This window comes from Treponema sp. Marseille-Q4132, from assembly GCF_014334835.1.
Taxonomy (GTDB): Bacteria; Spirochaetota; Spirochaetia; order Treponematales; family Treponemataceae; genus Treponema_D; species Treponema_D paredis.
Map to the genome: position 1 here is coordinate 1145538 of NZ_CP060591.1, position 18261 is coordinate 1163798.

General features: G+C 48.2%; 15 protein-coding genes and 1 tRNA gene. 5 read left to right on the forward strand and 11 right to left on the reverse strand.

The features are described 5' to 3' along the window. Window position 1: 1 nt before the first annotated feature. The 4 genes from H9I35_RS05285 to H9I35_RS05300 all read right to left on the reverse strand — a co-directional run bounded on the left by H9I35_RS05285 (window position 2) and on the right by H9I35_RS05300 (window position 2098). A complete protein-coding gene (locus tag H9I35_RS05285; RefSeq protein ID WP_187420529.1) occupies window positions 2–478 on the reverse strand; it encodes a methylglyoxal synthase in 477 nt (158 codons plus the stop codon). Between the two features lie 17 nt (window positions 479–495). Further along, entirely contained in the window at window positions 496–1074 is a 579-nt protein-coding gene (prcB, locus tag H9I35_RS05290; protein WP_187420530.1) for a dentilisin complex subunit PrcB, read from the reverse strand. 74 nt (window positions 1075–1148) lie between these two features. Continuing rightward, window positions 1149–1793, reverse strand: coding sequence for a 5-formyltetrahydrofolate cyclo-ligase (locus H9I35_RS05295; RefSeq protein WP_187420531.1), 645 nt, complete (start codon window positions 1791–1793; stop codon window positions 1149–1151). Between the two features lie 26 nt (window positions 1794–1819). Further along, a complete protein-coding gene (locus H9I35_RS05300; RefSeq protein WP_187420532.1) occupies window positions 1820–2098 on the reverse strand; it encodes a hypothetical protein in 279 nt (92 codons plus the stop codon). Between the two features lie 741 nt (window positions 2099–2839). Here H9I35_RS05300 and H9I35_RS05305 point away from each other — a divergent pair. Then, a complete protein-coding gene (locus H9I35_RS05305) occupies window positions 2840–3118 on the forward strand; it encodes a co-chaperone GroES (RefSeq protein WP_021329442.1) in 279 nt (92 codons plus the stop codon). Window positions 3119–3248: 130 nt separating this feature from the next. Here H9I35_RS05305 and H9I35_RS05310 read toward each other — a convergent pair whose 3' ends face one another. The 4 genes from H9I35_RS05310 to groL form a co-directional block, all read right to left on the reverse strand. Beyond that, on the reverse strand, window positions 3249–4049 hold the full coding sequence (locus H9I35_RS05310; protein ID WP_187420533.1) for an RsmE family RNA methyltransferase: 801 nt from the start codon (window positions 4047–4049) through the stop codon (window positions 3249–3251). Window positions 4050–4052: 3 nt separating this feature from the next. Continuing rightward, window positions 4053–5531, reverse strand: a complete 1479-nt coding sequence (locus H9I35_RS05315) for a S41 family peptidase (protein ID WP_371809471.1) — start codon at window positions 5529–5531, stop codon at window positions 4053–4055. A gap of 46 nt (window positions 5532–5577) precedes the next feature. After that, a complete protein-coding gene (locus H9I35_RS05320; protein WP_187420535.1) occupies window positions 5578–7164 on the reverse strand; it encodes a pallilysin-related adhesin in 1587 nt (528 codons plus the stop codon). A 93-nt stretch (window positions 7165–7257) separates the two neighbouring features. Further along, window positions 7258–8886, reverse strand: coding sequence for a chaperonin GroEL (gene groL, locus H9I35_RS05325; RefSeq protein ID WP_187420536.1), 1629 nt, complete (start codon window positions 8884–8886; stop codon window positions 7258–7260). A gap of 173 nt (window positions 8887–9059) precedes the next feature. Between groL and H9I35_RS05330 the strand changes: the two genes are divergently transcribed. The 4 genes from H9I35_RS05330 to H9I35_RS05345 are packed head-to-tail and all read left to right on the forward strand — an operon-like array spanning window position 9060 to window position 14258. Continuing rightward, window positions 9060–9974: a hypothetical protein gene (locus H9I35_RS05330; protein ID WP_187420537.1), complete on the forward strand. Its 915-nt coding sequence runs from the start codon at window positions 9060–9062 to the stop codon at window positions 9972–9974. Continuing rightward, entirely contained in the window at window positions 9971–11146 is a 1176-nt protein-coding gene (locus H9I35_RS05335; protein ID WP_187420538.1) for a DUF8086 family protein, read from the forward strand. The genes H9I35_RS05330 and H9I35_RS05335 overlap by 4 nt, the downstream gene beginning before the upstream one ends. A 51-nt stretch (window positions 11147–11197) precedes the next feature. Continuing rightward, window positions 11198–12616, forward strand: coding sequence for a TP0584 family protein (locus H9I35_RS05340; RefSeq protein ID WP_187420539.1), 1419 nt, complete (start codon window positions 11198–11200; stop codon window positions 12614–12616). Beyond that, window positions 12606–14258 carry a peptide ABC transporter substrate-binding protein gene (locus tag H9I35_RS05345; protein ID WP_187420540.1) on the forward strand — a complete coding sequence of 551 codons (1653 nt, stop codon included), beginning with the start codon at window positions 12606–12608 and terminating at the stop codon, window positions 14256–14258. The genes H9I35_RS05340 and H9I35_RS05345 overlap by 11 nt, the downstream gene beginning before the upstream one ends. A gap of 486 nt (window positions 14259–14744) precedes the next feature. Here the strand turns inward: H9I35_RS05345 and H9I35_RS05350 are convergent. The 3 genes from H9I35_RS05350 to H9I35_RS05360 all read right to left on the reverse strand — a co-directional run bounded on the left by H9I35_RS05350 (window position 14745) and on the right by H9I35_RS05360 (window position 17496). After that, window positions 14745–14817 (reverse strand) — tRNA-Asn (locus H9I35_RS05350). Between the two features lie 190 nt (window positions 14818–15007). Next, the gene (locus tag H9I35_RS05355; RefSeq protein ID WP_187420541.1) at window positions 15008–16804 is read right to left on the reverse strand and encodes an Ig-like domain-containing protein; all 1797 of its coding nucleotides are present in this window, start codon (window positions 16802–16804) and stop codon (window positions 15008–15010) included. Between the two features lie 11 nt (window positions 16805–16815). Beyond that, window positions 16816–17496 carry a hypothetical protein gene (locus H9I35_RS05360; protein WP_187420542.1) on the reverse strand — a complete coding sequence of 227 codons (681 nt, stop codon included), beginning with the start codon at window positions 17494–17496 and terminating at the stop codon, window positions 16816–16818. Window positions 17497–18261: the final 765 nt, after the last annotated feature.

Here is an 18261-nt window from a genome sequence, read left to right on the forward strand (position 1 = left end):
GTTACTTGCCTGCTTTGAGATTTTCTTCGAACGCCTTTCTGTCAAAGGGCGCGTAGATGGGATCTTTCGGCACGTAACCCGCATCGTCCCACAACGAACTCGTGATCATCAAATCGGCGCTGTAGCGGTTGCACGCGATCGGTATATTGTGGATCCTGCACTGGCGTAAAAGCATTTGAATGTCGGCTTCGTGAGGCTGCGGATTCAAATCGTCTATAAAAAAAACCGCAAAATCGATTTCTTTTCGAACGACAAGCGCCGCGATTTCCGCATCCCCGCCCATAGGTCCCGAATGCATGCACGTGATATCGCTTTTGATACCGCGCTTCATAAAGGATTCCCGCACGAGCGTGCCCGTCGTTCCAGTACAAAAAAGTTTGTGCGCCGAAAGCATTTCGGAATTGTTCAGCGCCCAGTCGACGATATCGGCTTTGCGGTTATCGTGCGCCACAAGCGCGATCCGTAGTTTTCGTTTCATAGGATGTTCCTCCGAGTTTAAAAATCAAAACGCCTTTCGAATCCGCGTAGCGTAACCGAAACCCGCACTGAAGGAGATACATCTATGCCGATTATGAGGTAAGGCCTTGTAAAAGCCTGCGTTACTATTTGAGTAGGCTCGGGAGCGGTTATCGTGAACACCGTTTCCAAACCGTCTTTCGTATATACCGCGGAATGCAGTCGTATGCCATAGCCTCCGGTATTAAAAGTACCTGCACATACGGCGATTACCTTTTTCCGCTTAAAATCGATTTTCGGAGAGTCGACCGCGCCGCCGCGCAAAAGCGAATAGAGTTTATCCAAATCGGCTTGATTTTCGATTACCGCGGCGGTAAATTCCGCACCGTAACTTCCCTCTGCAAGGATTTCGTATGAAGTTTCCACATGTCCCTCTCGTTCGCTCAAAACGGTTTCGGGGTAGAGATCGGCGTTTTTACCGCTTCGTACAGGTGCACGAAGCAGATGGCCGACCGATACGGGCGCTTCGTCCTCAGCGGTATGCAATTTTGCGGGAATCGATTTACACGCACTCGAAAAAAAAGCGGATAAAACAATCAAAAGGATATATTTTTTCATCTCTTCAGAAAGTAGCATATATCATTTTTTTTATCAATATTCGCACCGGTCTGCAAAGCGCAATCGGCACGATGTCAATCCGCGTCATGCGGCGGCGGGCACGGGAAGATACCTTTTTCGCACACGATATGCGAAACGTTCGCGTCGCGGACTCCGGCGGGGACATCGCTTATGATTTGGCAGGAAAAACAGAGACCTGCCAAAACCGGAAACGCATAGGAAATCCGCGCAATATAGCGGTCGTAAAACCCCTTTCCTTTTCCGAGCCGCCTGCCGTCACAAGAAAAAGCGAGAGCGGGTACGAGAAAAAGAGAGGCGTGCGGAAAGTTCTTCGTATCGGCTTTTTCGAGAGCGGTTTTCGGTTCCGTAATACCGTAAGCGCCGATTTCCGTCTGTGCTTCAAACGAAAGAGCCGCATCGAGATAATAAAATTCCATCGTACCTGCCGTATCGATACAGCGCGGAAGCGCAACTCGTTTTTTGTCTTTCAATGCGGATGCGATGATGCCCCTCGTTTCGACTTCGCTCGGATCGGATACGAATATAAAAAGGGTATGTGAGGCCGCATAGAGTTCGGAGCCGAGCAAGAGGCGCTCGATTTTTTTCGACGCCGCACCCGCGCGATTTTTTTCGGCGGTAAATTCAAAAATCACCTTCCGCATCGCCTGCCGCACCAAGCGCTTTTTTTCCGCAAGTTCCGTTTCGTCCGATTGTTTCATAGATCGCCGCAAGTCTCCGTCACCGATCATTCGGAAACGCGAATTGTTTTTACTCCGTTTTCTTCAACTACATACAATGCCATAGATTTAAAAAAATCGATCACGGCGATTTTTTTAACGTCTTTGCAATCTTTTTCATAGACGCCGTAATTTTCTTTTATTTGATTGTAGATACGCAATCTTTCTTTGTGCAGCGCAACGGAAACCCTGTCGTATTGTCTATTTGTTTGTATATATCCGAATACGCACCCCGCAAAAAACGATACCGCCGCTGCGATTATAAAAAATATAGTGTGTGTTTTCATTTTCCTTCCCTGTTGATTTCTTTTAAAAATTTATCATAAAATTTGATAATTTTCAGTCTGTTTTAAAAAATCTTTCGGGGAGATAACTTTTAAATTCGAATTTGTAAAATCACGCGGATTACGAGTGATAATTGCATCAAAGTTATGCGATTCAGCTACCACATTTTGTACAAATGGAGTTCTGTTCAGCAAAATATCAAGGACTATATTCGTATCAATCAATATCCGCATATTTTTTAAGTCGCTCCTCGCGGTATTCTGAAAGTTCTTTTCCGGTATCGGGGATCGCCCCGACGAGGGAATCTATTACGGATAAAAGAGATTCTTTTTTCAAAATTTTCGGGGAAACGGTATATGTAACGATAACCTCTTGTCCTTGCTGAAATTGCACGGACGAATCCAGTACTATTTGAGTACCGTTATAATACCCTTTAGCCGTAGCAAGCATATATGCCCCCGTTTTTTATTAGATTATACCACAGTTTGCGAAAAGTTGACGCGATAAATCCGCCGTAAAATCTTCTTTTCGCAGGCAAGCGCCCGCTCCCTGTTGACGATACAGACACAAAATAAGTATATTATAAATATATAAAGATTGTAAGACTTTATATACTCTTACACAAACGAAAGCCGTCGTAAAAGGCGGAAGCTTTTTATCGACTGCGGTTTTTGCGTTGCGGAAACCGCGGTTTGCGCTTTTCGGCGCGCAGCTGACGGCAGCTTTTATCACAGGAGCACAGCATGAAAATCAAACCTTTAGCGGACAGAGTTCTCGTCAAAAACGAAAAAGCGGAATCGAAGACGGCATCGGGCATCATCATCCCCGAAGCGGCACAGGAAAAAACGCAAACGGCAAAAGTGGTCGCCGTCGGCCCGGGTACCGAAGAAGACAAAATCACCGTAAAAGTCGGCGAGCGCATCATGTACGACAAATACGCCGGCACGCAGATAAAAATCAACAACGAAGACCACCTCATCCTCAAAATGAGCGATATCATCGCGGTCATCGAAGACAAATAAATTACAAAGATATGCCGATCGCAGAGGCTGTCCTTTCTTTTCGGGCAGCCTCAATTTATTTTAAAAGACAATGCGGACCCGCGGTCTCGCTGAAAAAAATCGAAAAACCGTACTCCTCACCGTATCGGGATCATTTTGCAAATTCGGCGAGCGCGGTTTGAAGGGCGGCGATGCCGTAAAGGGCTGCGGTTTCGCATCGCAAAATATTTCCCGCAAAGTGAACGGGCGTAAATCCGGCATTTCGAAGCGCCGCCATTTCATCGGGGCTTATGCCGCCTTCGCTTCCGACGGCGATCGCCGCGCACGTGACGCCCGTAAAAACCGCATCCGAAAGCGGTACGCAAAAATCGTTCCGCTCCGAGAGGACGACGGCGGCGGACGTGTTTTGCGCTTTTTCACTCATCCGTCTCCACGCTTCGCACGCCCCCTTCACATCGACGGTTTCCGCAACGGAGGTTTCGACCGATGAGCCGCTCTGCTCGCGAGCTTCTTTGATGATCCTTGTAAAGCGTTCGTTTTTGCCTGAGAGAGAAGCGATGCTGCCCTTTTGCGAATACTCGCCTGCGACGGGAACGATCGTCTTCACTCCGCACTCGCAAGCCTGCCGCACAATCATTTCCATTTTTTGAGGCTTTGCGATAAATTGAAAAAGCGTGTATTCGACGGCACGGCAATTTTTATCGACGGCAGAAGCTCCGACTCCGCGGGAAACGGAAACGCCTTCGCCTCCGCACTTTTGCAATACGGCAATGCCCCGTGCGTCATCGATACGGCAGAGGGTCATGGGAAAAAGGAATCCGCCCGGAATCCGCACGTCGAGCATATCGCCCGGCTTTGCGCGGAGGACGCGGCATAAATGCGTAAAATCTTTTCCCGAAACGGAAAGGAGTCCCCTGTCGTCGGGTGCGGTATCGGCGATAAATTGCCGCACGTTTTAAGTCTCCGTACGCTTTGTCGCTTCGGCTTCATCCTGCAGTTCTTTCAAGGTCTTCGCCGACCGGACGAGCTTTTGGAAATCGTTCGATTTCAAAATTTCAAGCGCGGCGTTCAGTTGGATGTCGTAATCCGAATCGTAGAGCATCGCGGGCTTTAAGCGATTTACGCGGACGCGGATGAGGCGGCGAAGCAAAGCCGCATTGAGCGGATATTTTTTTTGCAAAACGAGGGCATAAGATGCGATATCGCGTTCTGTCATGCCGCTGTGCGAATCGACGTAGGATGCGATCGTATTCGATTTAATAAGTTCCGCGTACGCTTTTTCTTCCGCTTCGCTCAATTCGGGATAAAGCACTTCCCTGTCCGGAGGAATACCGACTTTATCGATATTCGTATCGCTCGGAGTATAATAGCGCGCCATCGTAATTTTAAAACCGTCCGCATTGCTGAGCGGGATGACCTGCTGTACCGATCCCTTGCCGTAGGTACGCTGACCGACAAGGTATGCGAGGTGATTGTCTTTGAGCGCCCCCGCCAAAATTTCCGATGCCGAAGCTGATCCGCGGTTTATAAGAACTACGATCGGCAGACCTGCAGGAACCGTCGTTTTTTTCGCGTTCGCGGTAAAGACTTTGTTTTCAAATGCGAGACGGCTCTTCGTTGAAACGAGCGTTCCCGAATCGATGAATTTATCCGCGACGTCGGCGACGCTCGTGATGAGCCCGCCGGGGTTGTCGCGCAGATCGATTATTAAATTTTTATATTTCGCTTTTCCGAACGAGTCGAGCGCTTCCTGTACGCGCTTGGACGTATCGGGCGTAAATTCGATAATGCGGAGATAGCCCGTCGCACCTATCATGCCGTACTTTACCGTCGGCACTTCGATGAGCGCGCGGATGAGCGTTACGTCGAATCGGATGTCTTTGCCGCGTAAAATCGAAACGGTAACCGGAGTGCCCGCTTTGCCGCGTAAGTGATTGAGCACTTCTTCCATCGTCATGGGAGGCGTAGCCTCTCCGTCGATCGCAGTGATATAATCGCCCGACAAAATACCGGCTTTCGCTCCGGGCGTATCTTCGATCGGAGAAGCGACTTCGACGTACGCGGGTTTGTCGGCGGACGATTCGAGTGGCTTACTGATGGAAAGGCCGACACCGCCGAAATTGCCGGCAGTCGTATCGGAGAGCGGGCGCATCGTATTTCGATCGAGGTACTGCGTATAAGGATCTTTCAGCGAGTCGAGCATACCTTTGAGCGCTCCTTCGTAGAGCACTTTCGGATCGATTTCATCGACATAATTTTGCTGTACAAAATCGAATACCGCAGAGATTTTTTTCATGTATTGAAAATTCGAAACGGCTTCGCCGCCGACAGGCGACTCGGCAAAACATTGGGATGCCGCAACGGAAACGATAAACGCGCATAGAACGGAAACGGCGAAGCGAAGTGCTTTATTATTCGTTTTAATAACAGTCATACGTATCATTGTATGACGGGAAGCTGAAAATTGCAACACGCACGCATCAATCTTCTTCGCGCGTCAATGTAAAAGTGCGTCCTTCGGCGGGATAGCACTCATCGGGTGCGATGCGCACGGGATCGAGTTCGAGCGTGTGATAGTCGGTTTGGACTTCGGCGGCACGGAGGGAAGAAGCGGGAATCGTTACGGTTTTAAAACGCATTTGATAAGCGCTTGAAAGCAGCTGTGAGTTCAGAGACGACCGGAACTGTACGACGTGTTTGCCCGCAACGGCGCCTATTACATAAATGCCTTCATCGTATGTGTTATCGCCCGAAACGGTATACGTCGTTTTTCCGAATTTGATAACGAGACCGTTGTCGGTTTTCCATTCCGGCCATTTCGTAAACGCGCTTTCGTATTCGCTTTGCTGCCGGCTTTCGGGCGTAAAAGATGCGAACGCCGTCATTTTGCGGTAACTGCCGTCCCACAAATTATTTTCTTTAATAATCATGCGTACGTCGTCGATGATGTGAATACGCACTTCATCGATGCCCGCAAGCGAAATATCGCAGCGGCGCTGCATATTCGTAATCGATTTGTTCGTCGTCGTAATGTAAATGCCGCTTCTGCGCAGATTGCTGTCTTCCCACGCGTATACCTCTTCGGTATCGTCGTAGAGGAAGATCACTTCTTTTTGCGCATGATCGAAAAAGAGATAGCGTATGCCGGCCTGCGAAGACGACGTCTTATACCACAAGCCGTCGAGAAAATCGGCGAATGTTTCGACGGTGCCGTCTTGAATGCGCGCAAGCTCGCGCGCGGCGATCCTGCTTCCGGTCACGCGCACTTGCCGCGTTTCAACGTATTTTTGTTCCCTTTCGTTCCATCGGTATTCGGTTTGGATTTGACTCAAATTCGCATTTTCGCCGCTGCCGGAATCCTTTGCGGAACCGTATACCCACACCGGAAAACTCTCTCCGCGCGACTGCGAAAGTTCGTACGACATCGAACGATCATCCTGCTGAATAAAGATCGTACCGTCGGATTCGAAATCGCCTATCTGCACGAGTTCGATTTTATTGCGTTCTTTGCGCATCATGTAGATTGCCAAAACGCTCGTGCCGTCGTCTTTGACGCCTTGATACACGAGAGCGTTTTGATGTTCGCCGAGCATATCTATACCGGTATAGGAAAAGGTGCGCGTGCGGGAAATCTCCGTCGTGATTTCGGCCGTGCGGATATATGCGTTCCGTTCCGCATCGTAGATGCCGACGATGAGTACGAGATAGTGTACGCCTTCTTTGCGGACGGCGACGACCTGATCTTCTTTCATATCGTTATTCAAATCGATGGACAGCGTGCTGATAAGCGTTTCATTGAGCGAAAGCGGCACGAATGAAGTCATCGCTTCGTTATTGGACGAAAGGGCATCGCCCGATGATTGATTTTCGGCTTCTCCCGGAGCGACGGGCGTTACGATGCGCGCACGAGGAAGACGCTCGGACGACTCTCCGACAAAGAGACGGACGATGAAAAGGATCGCGATGATGACCGCCGCGATCATAAAGAACGGAGGAAGGACTTTATTGAGTTTTCCGTTTTTCGATTTCGCACCGCGTCGGGCGGACGAAGCGGGTTTTGATGCCATAACGCTACTATACAAAAAAACACTTGCACGGGGCAAGTGTTCGGGGAAAAAGAAGCTTGAAAGCACCGCATCGTTCGCGGCACTTTCAGTTTATCAATACATACCGCCCATATCCGGAGACGGAGCTGTCGGCGGCGCTTTCGGTTCGGGGATATCGGTGATCGCGCATTCGGTCGTCAAAAGCGTACCCGCAATCGACGCCGCGTTCGTGAGCGCGGAACAGGTAACCTTTGCCGGATCGATGATGCCCGCATCGACGAGATTTTTCCACTCGTTTTTCGCAGCATCGTAGCCGACGCCTTTCTTTTCGGATTTCGCTTTTTCCACAACAACCGCACCGTCGATACCCGCGTTGTCGGCAATTTGGCGGATCGGTTCTTCGCACGAGCGCTTTACGATCTTAAAGCCGACTTTTTCGTCTTCGCTGATTTCGGAAGGAATCGCTTCGAGAACTTTCGACGCTTCAAGCAGCGCAAGTCCGCCGCCTGCAACTACGCCGCTTTCAAGAGCCGCGCGGGTCGCCGCAATCGTGTCTTCGACGCGGAATTTCTTTTCTTTCATTTCCGTTTCCGTCGTCGCGCCGACGTTGATGACCGCAACTCCGCCGGAAAGTTTTGCAAGGCGTTTTTGCAGCTGTTCTTTATCGTAGCTCGACGTCGTCTTTTCGATCTGCGTTTTGATTTCTTCGATGCGTTCGTTGATGGCGCTCTTTTTGCCCGCGCCGCCGACGATCGTCGTATTGTCTTTGTCGATTTTGACGGCCTTCGCTTTGCCGAGCATATTGATTTCGGCGCTTTCGAGTTTGAGACCGACTTCTTCGGTGATCACTTGTCCGCCGGTCAAAATCGCGATGTCCTGCAGCATATCCTTTCGTCTGTCGCCGAAGCCGGGCGCTTTTACCGCGCAGCATTTGATCGTACCGCGGATCGTGTTGAGTACGAGCGTCGTGAGCGCCTCTCCGTCGACGTCTTCCGCGATGATGATGAGGGCCTTTCCTTCGTTCGCGACTTTTTCAAGGATCGGAAGCAGGTCTTTCATCGTGGAGATTTTTTTGTCGTGGATCAAAATATACGCATCGTCGTAAGAGGCTTCCATGCGTTCGCGGTCGGTTACGAAATACGACGAAATATAACCGCGGTCGAATTCCATACCTTCTACGGTGTCGACCGTCGTGTCCATGTTTTTCGATTCTTCGACGGTGATGACGCCGTCTTTGCCGACTTTTGCGATCGCATCGGCGAGCATTTTACCGATTTCGGTATCGTTATTTGCGGAAATCGTCGCAACGTGCGTGATGTCTTCCGCGCCTTTTACCTGTTTTGCATTTTTATTGACTTCATCGACGACGAGCTTAACGGCTTTGTCCATGCCGCGCTTTACTTCGATAGGGGTCATGCCGGCAGCAACGGCTTTTACGCCTTCGCGGACCATCGCATAAGCAAGAACGGTCGCTGTCGTCGTGCCGTCACCCGCATCGTCGTTCGTCTTCGATGCGACTTCGCGCACGAACTGAGCGCCCATGTTTTCATAGGGATCCTGCAGTTCAATCTCTTTTGCAACGGTAACGCCGTCTTTCGTGATAACAGGCGAACCGTATTTTTTGTCATACATAACCATACGGCCGCAGGGTCCGAGCGTTACTTTTACCGCTTTCGAAATCTGCTCAACTCCCGCAAGCAATTTTTTGCGGGCATCTTCATTGAATAACAACTGTTTAGCCATTTTAATGCAACTCCTTACTAAATCGTCTTTAATGCATCGTTTTTTTTCGCAATTAAAGTTAATGCTGACTTATAATTAAAGATATAAAAAAAATCTCAATATGGCAACAGGTTTTACGGAAAATCGATAAAAAAAAGCGCGTAAAATGATAAGATTTTGACGATTTATATTGCGTGAAAAAGATATCGATATTATTCGCCCTTTTCCTTCTCGGATCGGGGATGACGTCGTGTAAAAATCCGCTCGACCGAACGGAAGAGGTTACGTTTTCGCTTCCTTCGTGGCCGCCCTATGAGTGTGCCGAATTCCCTCCTCTCGCCTATTGGGAAATACGGTACGCGGGAGGCGCGCAGGCGGGGTGCGTCATTCGCCTTGATGCGGGAGCAAAAACCGTAAGCCTCGAAGCTGCAGCCGATCGTCCGCTCGCCGTAATCGCCCAGCCGATAAGCTGCCACGGCGAAACGGACACCTTATTTTTTAAACCCGCAGGCTGCATCTGGCCGCATGAAAGAAAACTCGGCTGGGAAAGCGGTTTTGCAGCTTTTGTGTGTATGCGGCTTTACTCGCCGAAAGGCAGAACAAGCGGAGGCGCGGAATCGGCGAACAACGGAAATACATCGGTAAAGAGCCGTGCTGACGAAACGGCAAACGGCGCATACCTTGCGACGTTCAATTGGAAAAAATTATGCGATACCCTTGCCGAAAAATCCGCCGACACGGAACGCCCTTACGATCCGTGGAAAGCGGACACGGAAGCCGTCTGCACTGCGATCGCGGAACATTCGTTCGGCGCGCCGCTTCTTTCTATGAAAAAGACGGCGCTTATTACGATATCGGAACTCGAACAAAAAGCAAAAGAAATCGGTGTGCCGCAATCGGGCGGTACGGAAACATCGCATGCGCTTTTTATGCCGCAGTATATTCCGCTTTACCGCACGCAGCGCAAAACGGGAAAAACGCTTTTCAAAAAAATCGACATCACGAGCTTTTTGTACACGATCCGAAGCATCGCCGCTGTGCAGTACCGCGCGGACGGCATTCCGGCACTTGCAATATCGGCCGTACCGCTATACACTGGGGAACAATGAAATGCAGATATATAGCCGTACTGTGCGCCGTCCTCTCGCTCGCTTCGTGCCGCGGAAAAAATCGGCAAGCCCCGCTCACTCTTTCGGACGCAGCTTCGGGGAAAAAAGCTCATACATGGTATTGTTTTGACGGCGGAGCAATAAAAGAAATCGACGACGTAAGGCGCGCGCCGATGCAGGCCGAAAAACCGTGGACGGAAGCCGTACGCATTTCATCGGCATCGAGTGCTCTCGGAAACGGAAACGAAACGCCCTGCGCATACGCCGTCGTCAACAGGCTCGGCATGATCGTCTTTACCGGCAGCACTTTCCGCTTGTATACGGATGCAGCCGTCTTTGCCGACAGAACGGCCGGCAATCTCGTATTCCAAAGCGATACACCGATTTTTTCTCTGTACAAAAGTACGTTTTTCAACGCATCGCTTGCAAACAACGCTGCAGGCGGCGTACATCACTTTCTCGTTCTCTTCGATACGGCCTCGAGCGTTTTTTACCCGCTCATCACGTGTACGTCTCTCGCCCTCCCCTCCGAATCCGAGATAACGGACTTCGTGTGGGACGGAAAGGTTTTTGTGTGTTCGGTAAAAAAATCCGCAGAAGAAAAAACCGATTTTTCATATCTTTCCGTACAGCCGAAAATTCCGCTCCTTTCGATTTCGCCTTCTTCGGCAAAAAACGATCTCCTCATCTCCGAAACGGATGCCGATGCATATCGATCTCAGGCAACCCCGGTCAATATCGCATTCGCACCGAAACGTTTGCAGGAGCTCGCATCGCTCGTTGACGAAGATACGGCGTTTTTCGTAGAATGCCGAACGGCAGGCGGACACTCGCCGAGGCGCTACACGAATCAAAAGCAAAACGACGATGCCTCACCTCTTTCGGCGAACGCGCTCATCGCCGACACTTACGCATGTCTCATGTTTCGAGACGGTACTACCTACGTAAGCGGCGCGCTCTACGGACGGCATATCGTAAACGGCGGAAAACCCGTCGCATTCAGATTGCCGAAACTTCCCGAGGGCTTCGCATACACGACCTTCGCGGTTTCCGGCACGACGATGTACGCGGCATGGGAAGAAAGCGATTTTTACAAAACGGGCAAAAGCGGTTTTCTCTCCGTCGATTTGGAAGCGATCCTCTACGGAAGCGTTTCCGATACTGCACGGTAAACGCCCGTATTTTCGGTAGATTTTTCATAAAAAACTTACGATAATAGAAGTATGAGCGATAATCAGACTTTTTTCGGTACGCTCGAAACGGCGATCGCGGAAAAAACGGAAAACTTAAACGCAAAAGTGCTTCCCGGCGTGCTTTCGAATTTTCAACTGCTCCATACTTGCGTCAAAAACATGTATACCATGCTCGTTCAGCGCGCACTTATTAAGCCCGATCCGTATAAGCTTGAAAAAAAAATCACGGAAATCATACTGCCGGACGAATCGGCGTATATGGAAAACGAGCGCTCCATCGTCATGGGAACGCGCTTTTCCGACTACGAAAGCATGCTCGAATTCGTATGCACGTATTATAAATTTTCAACCGATCACCTCGATTTGGCGCAGACAAAACGCCTGCTCGATTTGGCGACCTGTATCGACTGGAGAGCGTTTTCGATCAACAGTTCGAAGGTAAACACGAGAGGACTCGCGACGCTCGTAAACGAAGCGCACATCCATGCTCCGCAGATGGTCTTGAGTCTCATAAGCGATTCTCTCAACAAAAGCAGTGCGGCCGTTTCCGCTATTCATTCGGGCTTGACCGATTTTGTAAATTTCCAACGCGAAGCTTATAAGTTCGAAGTGCGCAAAAAAGTGATCGAAAATCCGGCGTTCGATAAAACAACGCTTTCTTCATTCAGCGCGGAAATTGCGGAAATCAAACGTCTCTTTCCGAAAATACTCGGTAAAAAACAATACTACAGCGAATTGATTCAGGAAATCGTCAAGGAAGATTGTGCTCCCGAAAAAGAACAATTCCGGCAGCAAGCTCTCGCACGTCTGCGCATCGCGGAAAAAAAAGTGCGGGAAGTAAAGCAAAAAGTAAACACGAGAGCCATGCTGCTCGACACCGTACTTTCGCTTTCGGCGCTTGCACCCCAATACGAGCAGGTCATCTCAAAGGTCGAATCGAATCACGCCGTCCTGAGTTCCGAACACAACAGCTTTTTCGATAAATTAAAACGCGCGCTCAGACAAGCGTTCAATCTCAAAGCCGCTCCCGAAGAATACGAACTGGTTATCGTAAATCAAAAAAACGAAGCGCGTACGACAAAAAAAATCGAATACAATACCTTTTTCGCGCTCCTCGTGCGGAAACAGCAGTTTTTGCAATCGTTCGCCGATACGCAAAGCGAAGAGTTCCGGAAGATTACGGCCGCAGCGGAAGAAACGGTACTCGGTTTTATCAACCGGCAGCTTACCGACAACCGGGAAATTCTTTTGCAGCTCAATGCGCTCGACGAATATTTCAAATCTCAAGCTTCCGCGGCAAACAAAGACAAAATCAAAGGAATGAAGATGGAACTCGTCACGATGAAAAATACGCTCGTCAAGTCGAATCAAAAGCGCGCCGAATACGTGTCCGTCGCCGAAGAAAAGATGCAGCTGGAAAAATTGGGAATCAATGAAGATGGGTTCTAATTTCAATAAGATCGATTTTATTAAAAAACGGTGCTTCGTTCTTTTTGCGACGGCGCTGTGTACGGCCGCCCTCGTTTCGCAAACGCACGACGATGTCCTCCCCGATACGGACATTCCCGAAATCGACGGTTCCGGCGAATTTTTCGAAGCGGAAGCGGTCGACCCCGCGCTGCAGCGTAATTTTACGATTATTGTTCCGGCACATGAATACGATTTGAATCCGCACACGGCTTCCTACAGTTCCGAATCGCAGATCCTCTCATCGCTCTATGAAGGACTTTTTTCGTACGATCCCGTAACGCTCGAACCGAAAAACGCGCTCGCCGTTCGATACCGCATTTCGCGCAATAAAAAGCGCTGGACTTTTACGCTCCGCAAAAACGCGAAGTTCAGCGACGGCTCGCCTCTGACGGCACGGGACGTGTGCGACGCATGGCTCGATTTGCTTGCGGAACCGCGTGCGCCCTATTCTTCCTTGCTCGACATCGTCGAGGGAGCGGCGGCATATCGAAGCGGAAAAGGAAGGCGGAATGCGGTCGGCATACGAGCGCTTTCCGACACGACGCTCGTCGTCGAGCTCGCCTCTCCTGCAGGATATCTGCCGCGCGTACTGTGCCACAGTGCGTTCTCCGTCTATAAAAAAGATACAAGCGTTTCAAGCGGCGCATTTTCCATGCAGCGGAACTCGAACGGAGAGATGATTTTAATAAAAAATAATAATTATTGGGATGCCGAACATACGCATATCGAGCGGATCGCAATCGTGCAAAGCGACGACGCCGATGAAAACGCGTTTTTATTCAACACGGGAAGCGCCGACTGGATAGCGGGAAACGTTACCGTTCAAAAACTGCTCGACAAAGACTGCGCTCAAATCAACGCGGAATTCGCAACGGAATATTTATTTTTCAAAAGCCGGAAAAAAAGCGTGTGGAACAATCCCGATCTGAGAGCCGCCCTCCTCGAAGCCGTACCGTGGGATGAACTCCGTTCGCAAGCGTTCGTCAAAGCGCCGACCCTCGTCTATCCGATAAACGGTTACCCCCAAGTCGAAGGCTTTACGTATACCGACCCCGACGAAGGGGCATCCCTTATGTCCGACGCGAAAAAAAAGGCGGGCATTCCGCAAAACAGGAGACTCCCGCTCGTGATCGGAATTCCCGATACCGATTATATGAAAAAGCAGGCGGCGATTTTGGCAGACGCATGGAAGACGCTCGGTGTCGACGTCGAAGTACAAACTTCACCGATAAAGCGCTACCTTGAAAGCATCCCGTCGTGGAACGCAGATCTTTTTTCGTATACGTGGATCGGCGATTTTGCCGACCCGCTCGCATTCCTCGAACTCTTCCGCTCGGCATCGACGCTCAACGTCGCGCAATGGAAAAACGCAGAATACGATAAACTGCTCGGAGAAGCCGCGCTCTACACGGGCGAAGAACGGACAAAACTGCTCGCGCGGGCGGAACAGATTTTACTCGATTCGGGCGAAGTGCTGCCCGTTTCGCATCCGGTAAGCCTCAACGTCATCGATTTGGAAACGGTCGGCGGCTGGTCGTCGAATGCGTTCGATATCCACCCGTTCAAGTATCTGTATAAAAAACGAAAAACAAGCCCGCTCCCGAACATCGTTTCGCGGTAAAAAGCTGCTCGCTCCGAGCCGCACATCGAATTTTAAAATATTATTTATACATACGGACGAAACGGTCGGAAGAATCCCGCCTTTCGCGGCTTGCTCACGCGCGGCCGCCTCACTCGCGGCGCTCGCTTCGGCGGCTGCCTTCGGCACCGCTCCACGCGGGCGTAGGCTTTTTCCCTGAGGCTCGCACATCCTGTGCGCTTTCCGCTTCGCGCGGCAGCTCCGGTTCAAAACTGGCATATCGACAATGTACCGTCGTCTGCTAAATAAAAAAGTCGTACCTGCTACGGTACGACTTTTCGCCCCCTGCAGGTTTTGCCCTCTACTCGCATGCTTCCTGCATGCTCGCTCCGGGCCGCCTCCGCCGCCTGCCGCGCACATCCTGTGCGCTTTTCGCTCCGCGCGGCAGCTCCGGTTCAAAACCTGGCATATCGACAATACACCGTTGTTTGTTAAATAAAAAACAGCTGTCGGTTTATGACAGCTGTCCGCCCCCTGCAGGTTTTGAACCTGCGACACATGGATTAACAGTCCATTGCTCTACCAACTGAGCTAAGGGAGCACGTTTTTTCAAACGTAAAAATAATAATAGTGAAAGCGTAAAAAAAAGTCAATATGTGCATCGAATATACGGCACTGAATAAGGATAACGGATAATTGCCGATTTACCCAATCGGTTACCTCTAAAAACTGCCATTTTTAGAGGTAACTTTGAAAATGCGAATTATCCGTTATTACCTGTTACAAATTATTTATATCTCCTCTTCATAACCGCGAGAATATTTAATCGGCCTCCACTTTTTGTCTTTGATTACTTTCAGTTCGGCAGTGGTAAAGCCCGTATAGTTACCCTCGATAATACCATAGTTACCCCCGATAATACTACCATTTTCTTCGGTAGTATAAAGAACGCAATATGCGTTATCGCTGTTATACCTCTTAGGTAAATCGTTAAAGAGTTTTGTAAAAGCATTTCGGTTAAGCTTATTGACGTTGCACCGCAGCTCTTTTAAGTTATTTAACCCCTGCACATTCAGGCTTGTAAGCTGATTGTGGGAGCACGACAGATCTTCTAAGTTATTTAACCCCTGTACATTCAGGCTTGTAAGCTGATTGCGGGAGCACGACAGATCTTCTAAGTTATTTAACCCCTGTACATTCAGGCTTGTAAGCTGATTGCTATCGCACCACAGGAATTTTAAGCTATTTAACCCCTGCACATCCAGGTTTGTAAGCCGATTGCCAATGCAGTGCAGCGTTTCTAAGTTATTTAACCCCTGCACATCAAGGCTTGTAAGCCGATTGACGCTGCAGTACAGCGTTTTTAAGTTATTTAACCCCTGCACATTCAGGCTTGTAAGCTGATTCTGTTCGCAGAACAGCTTTTCTAAGTTATTTAACCCCTGCACATCCAGGCTTGTAAGCTGATTTTTGTTGCAGCCCAGCGTTTTTAAGTTATTTAACCCCTGCACATTCAGGCCTGTAAGCTGATTCTTGTCGCAGTGCAGAACGTCGATATCCCCTTTTAAGATAACCCTATCGCCGTTTGGGTGTAGGAAGATGGCATCCCCTAATTTACCATCCATTTCGGTTTCTGTACATCCTACCACAATTATCTTATTATAGCTTAGAGTTTGGGCTTGAATTTTAATTTCGTCTGTATCGGGGCTAAGATAAAGGATTGCTCCTTTTTCTACCGTTACGTTGCAGCTTACCGTCTTGTTACCGTCTTCCGTAGTTGCTGTAATTACGGCGGTACCTTCGGCCTTACCCCTTACATTTCCGTCTTGGTCTACTTCCGCAATTCCGGAGTTGTCCGAAGCCCACGTTATTTTTTTGTTGCTTGCATTCGCGGGATTGATTGTTGCAGTCAGTTTAGAGCTTTCTCCTGATAGAAGGTTCAGTTCCGTTTTATCGAGTGTTATACTCTCTATGTGTATAAACTTTACCTTTACGGTGCAAGCTGCGGTTTTGCCTCCGTCTTCTGTGGTTACGGTAATTACGGCGGTGCCTACGGCCTTACCCCTTACATTCCCGTTTTGGTCTACTTCCGCAATTCCGGAGTTGTCCGAAGCCCACGTTATTTTTTTGTTGCTTGCATTCGCGGGATTGATTGTTGCAGTCAGTTTAGAGCTTTCTCCTGATAGAAGGTTCAGTTCCGTTTTATCGAGTGTTATACTCTCTATGTGTATAAACTTTACCTTTACGGTGCAAGCTGCGGTTTTGCCTCCGTCTTCTGTGGTTACGGTAATTAGGGCAGTACCATCGGCCTTACCCCTTACATTCCCGTTTTGGTCTACTTCTGCAATTCCGGAGTTGTCCGAAGCCCACGTTATTTTTTTGTTGTTTGCATTCGCAGGGGTAATTGCTGCACTTAACTTATAGCTTTCTTCTACCCCGAGATCCAGTTCCGTTTTATCGAGCCTTACACTCTCTACGGAAACTGCTTTGTCCTCAATGTTTTGCGGACAGCCTGTAAACAAACCGGTAAACAGCATAAAGAGTGCCGCTCCCGTTAAAATTTTTCTTGCATAGTTCGATGTTTTCATAAAAACCCCCATTAATTTATTTTAGCTGTGAATATATCTTTTCCGTATTCAAAAAGGCTTATAAATGTACCTATGCCAAAGCCGTTTTGTGCTTGTATGATTTTTAATACACCTAAAGCCATTTCTTTTACATTCTTATTCTTATCAATAAATTGCTTGATCAGTTTTGCGCTTTTTTCATCGCTTTTTACAATGTCAAGAAGTTTTTTATTGTTTAAAAACCCCTTATTTTTGGCAAAGCACAAAAAGCTTGAAAGTTTTACCTTTATAAGCTCATTATTAAAACTTGAATCGGTGTAAAAGCCCTCATCTTTTAAACTTTGAACAAAGTCGGCTTTTATAACAGGGTCTTCTTCAAGGAATACCAAATAATCGCCGTCTATTGAGACCTTAGTGCCGTCTCCCATCTTCTGCAATAATTTAACAAGATTTTTCGCCTTTTCATCCTTACCGTACTTTGCATTTGCATCAAGAATGTAGGATTTTAACCTTGTTTCGTTTATTTGAAGATTTTGAGCCTTTTCTCTGTTGTTTTTTCCGTCTAAAAGGCCGTACTTTTCAAAAAGAAAAAAGAGCAAACAGTCCAAGTCCCTTTTGGGCATACTGCCGAAAGGATGTTTTTGCAATTCTGCAAATAAGTCCTTAGAAAAGTGTTCTAATGACTTTCCGTCGTAATCTTTATTTAATTTCATATTACCCCATAAACACTTACTTTAGAGGACCTCTAAAAACTGCAGCTTTTAGAGGCAACATTGAAAATGCGAAAAAACCGCACAGCCGAAATAAATTGACTATGCGGTTTAGATTTGAAATGGTGCCGATATAAGAAAAATAATTTTTAAAAAAACTATCTGTTAGAGATATTATAACTAACAGAGAAAATGGGGGGGGGGGTAAGCTATAGCTGACATTTTTATTCCCTTCCTGTCATACAAGTATGGAACATTAAAAAGAATAAATTGTCCGTCAAAAACAGCTTTTTTATTCATGATTTTACTTTAGTCCAAAAAAATAAAAGATGTCAATAGCTTGACACCTATAAGACACCTTGCAAGCGCATTTGCAAAACTCCTGTATGAAATCTATAAAGCCGTAGCGCCCGCGCAGCTTTTATTTCAAAACATAAAAAATCAAAATGTGATGAAAGTCGCGATCATCGAATATTTCCTTTCCGACAATCAGCGTAAAATCGAAGAAGAGTTTACACAGGAAGCGATCGCGGAAAAAAGCAAAACCATGCCGCTCCGGCAATTTACCGAGTACGTCCAGCAACAGCTCCAAACGTTTATCGACGAATTCACCCTTGAACGAACGACGATGATCGAACAGCGGTACAAAAAGAAAAAGCCGCCTCAATCAAGGGGCGGTTTTTCTTATCAAAAAAATAGTATGTTACGGAGTAATGGCCGGTACATCCGATTTATATTATTGTATTTTAATTTACCTTTCAGTAAACC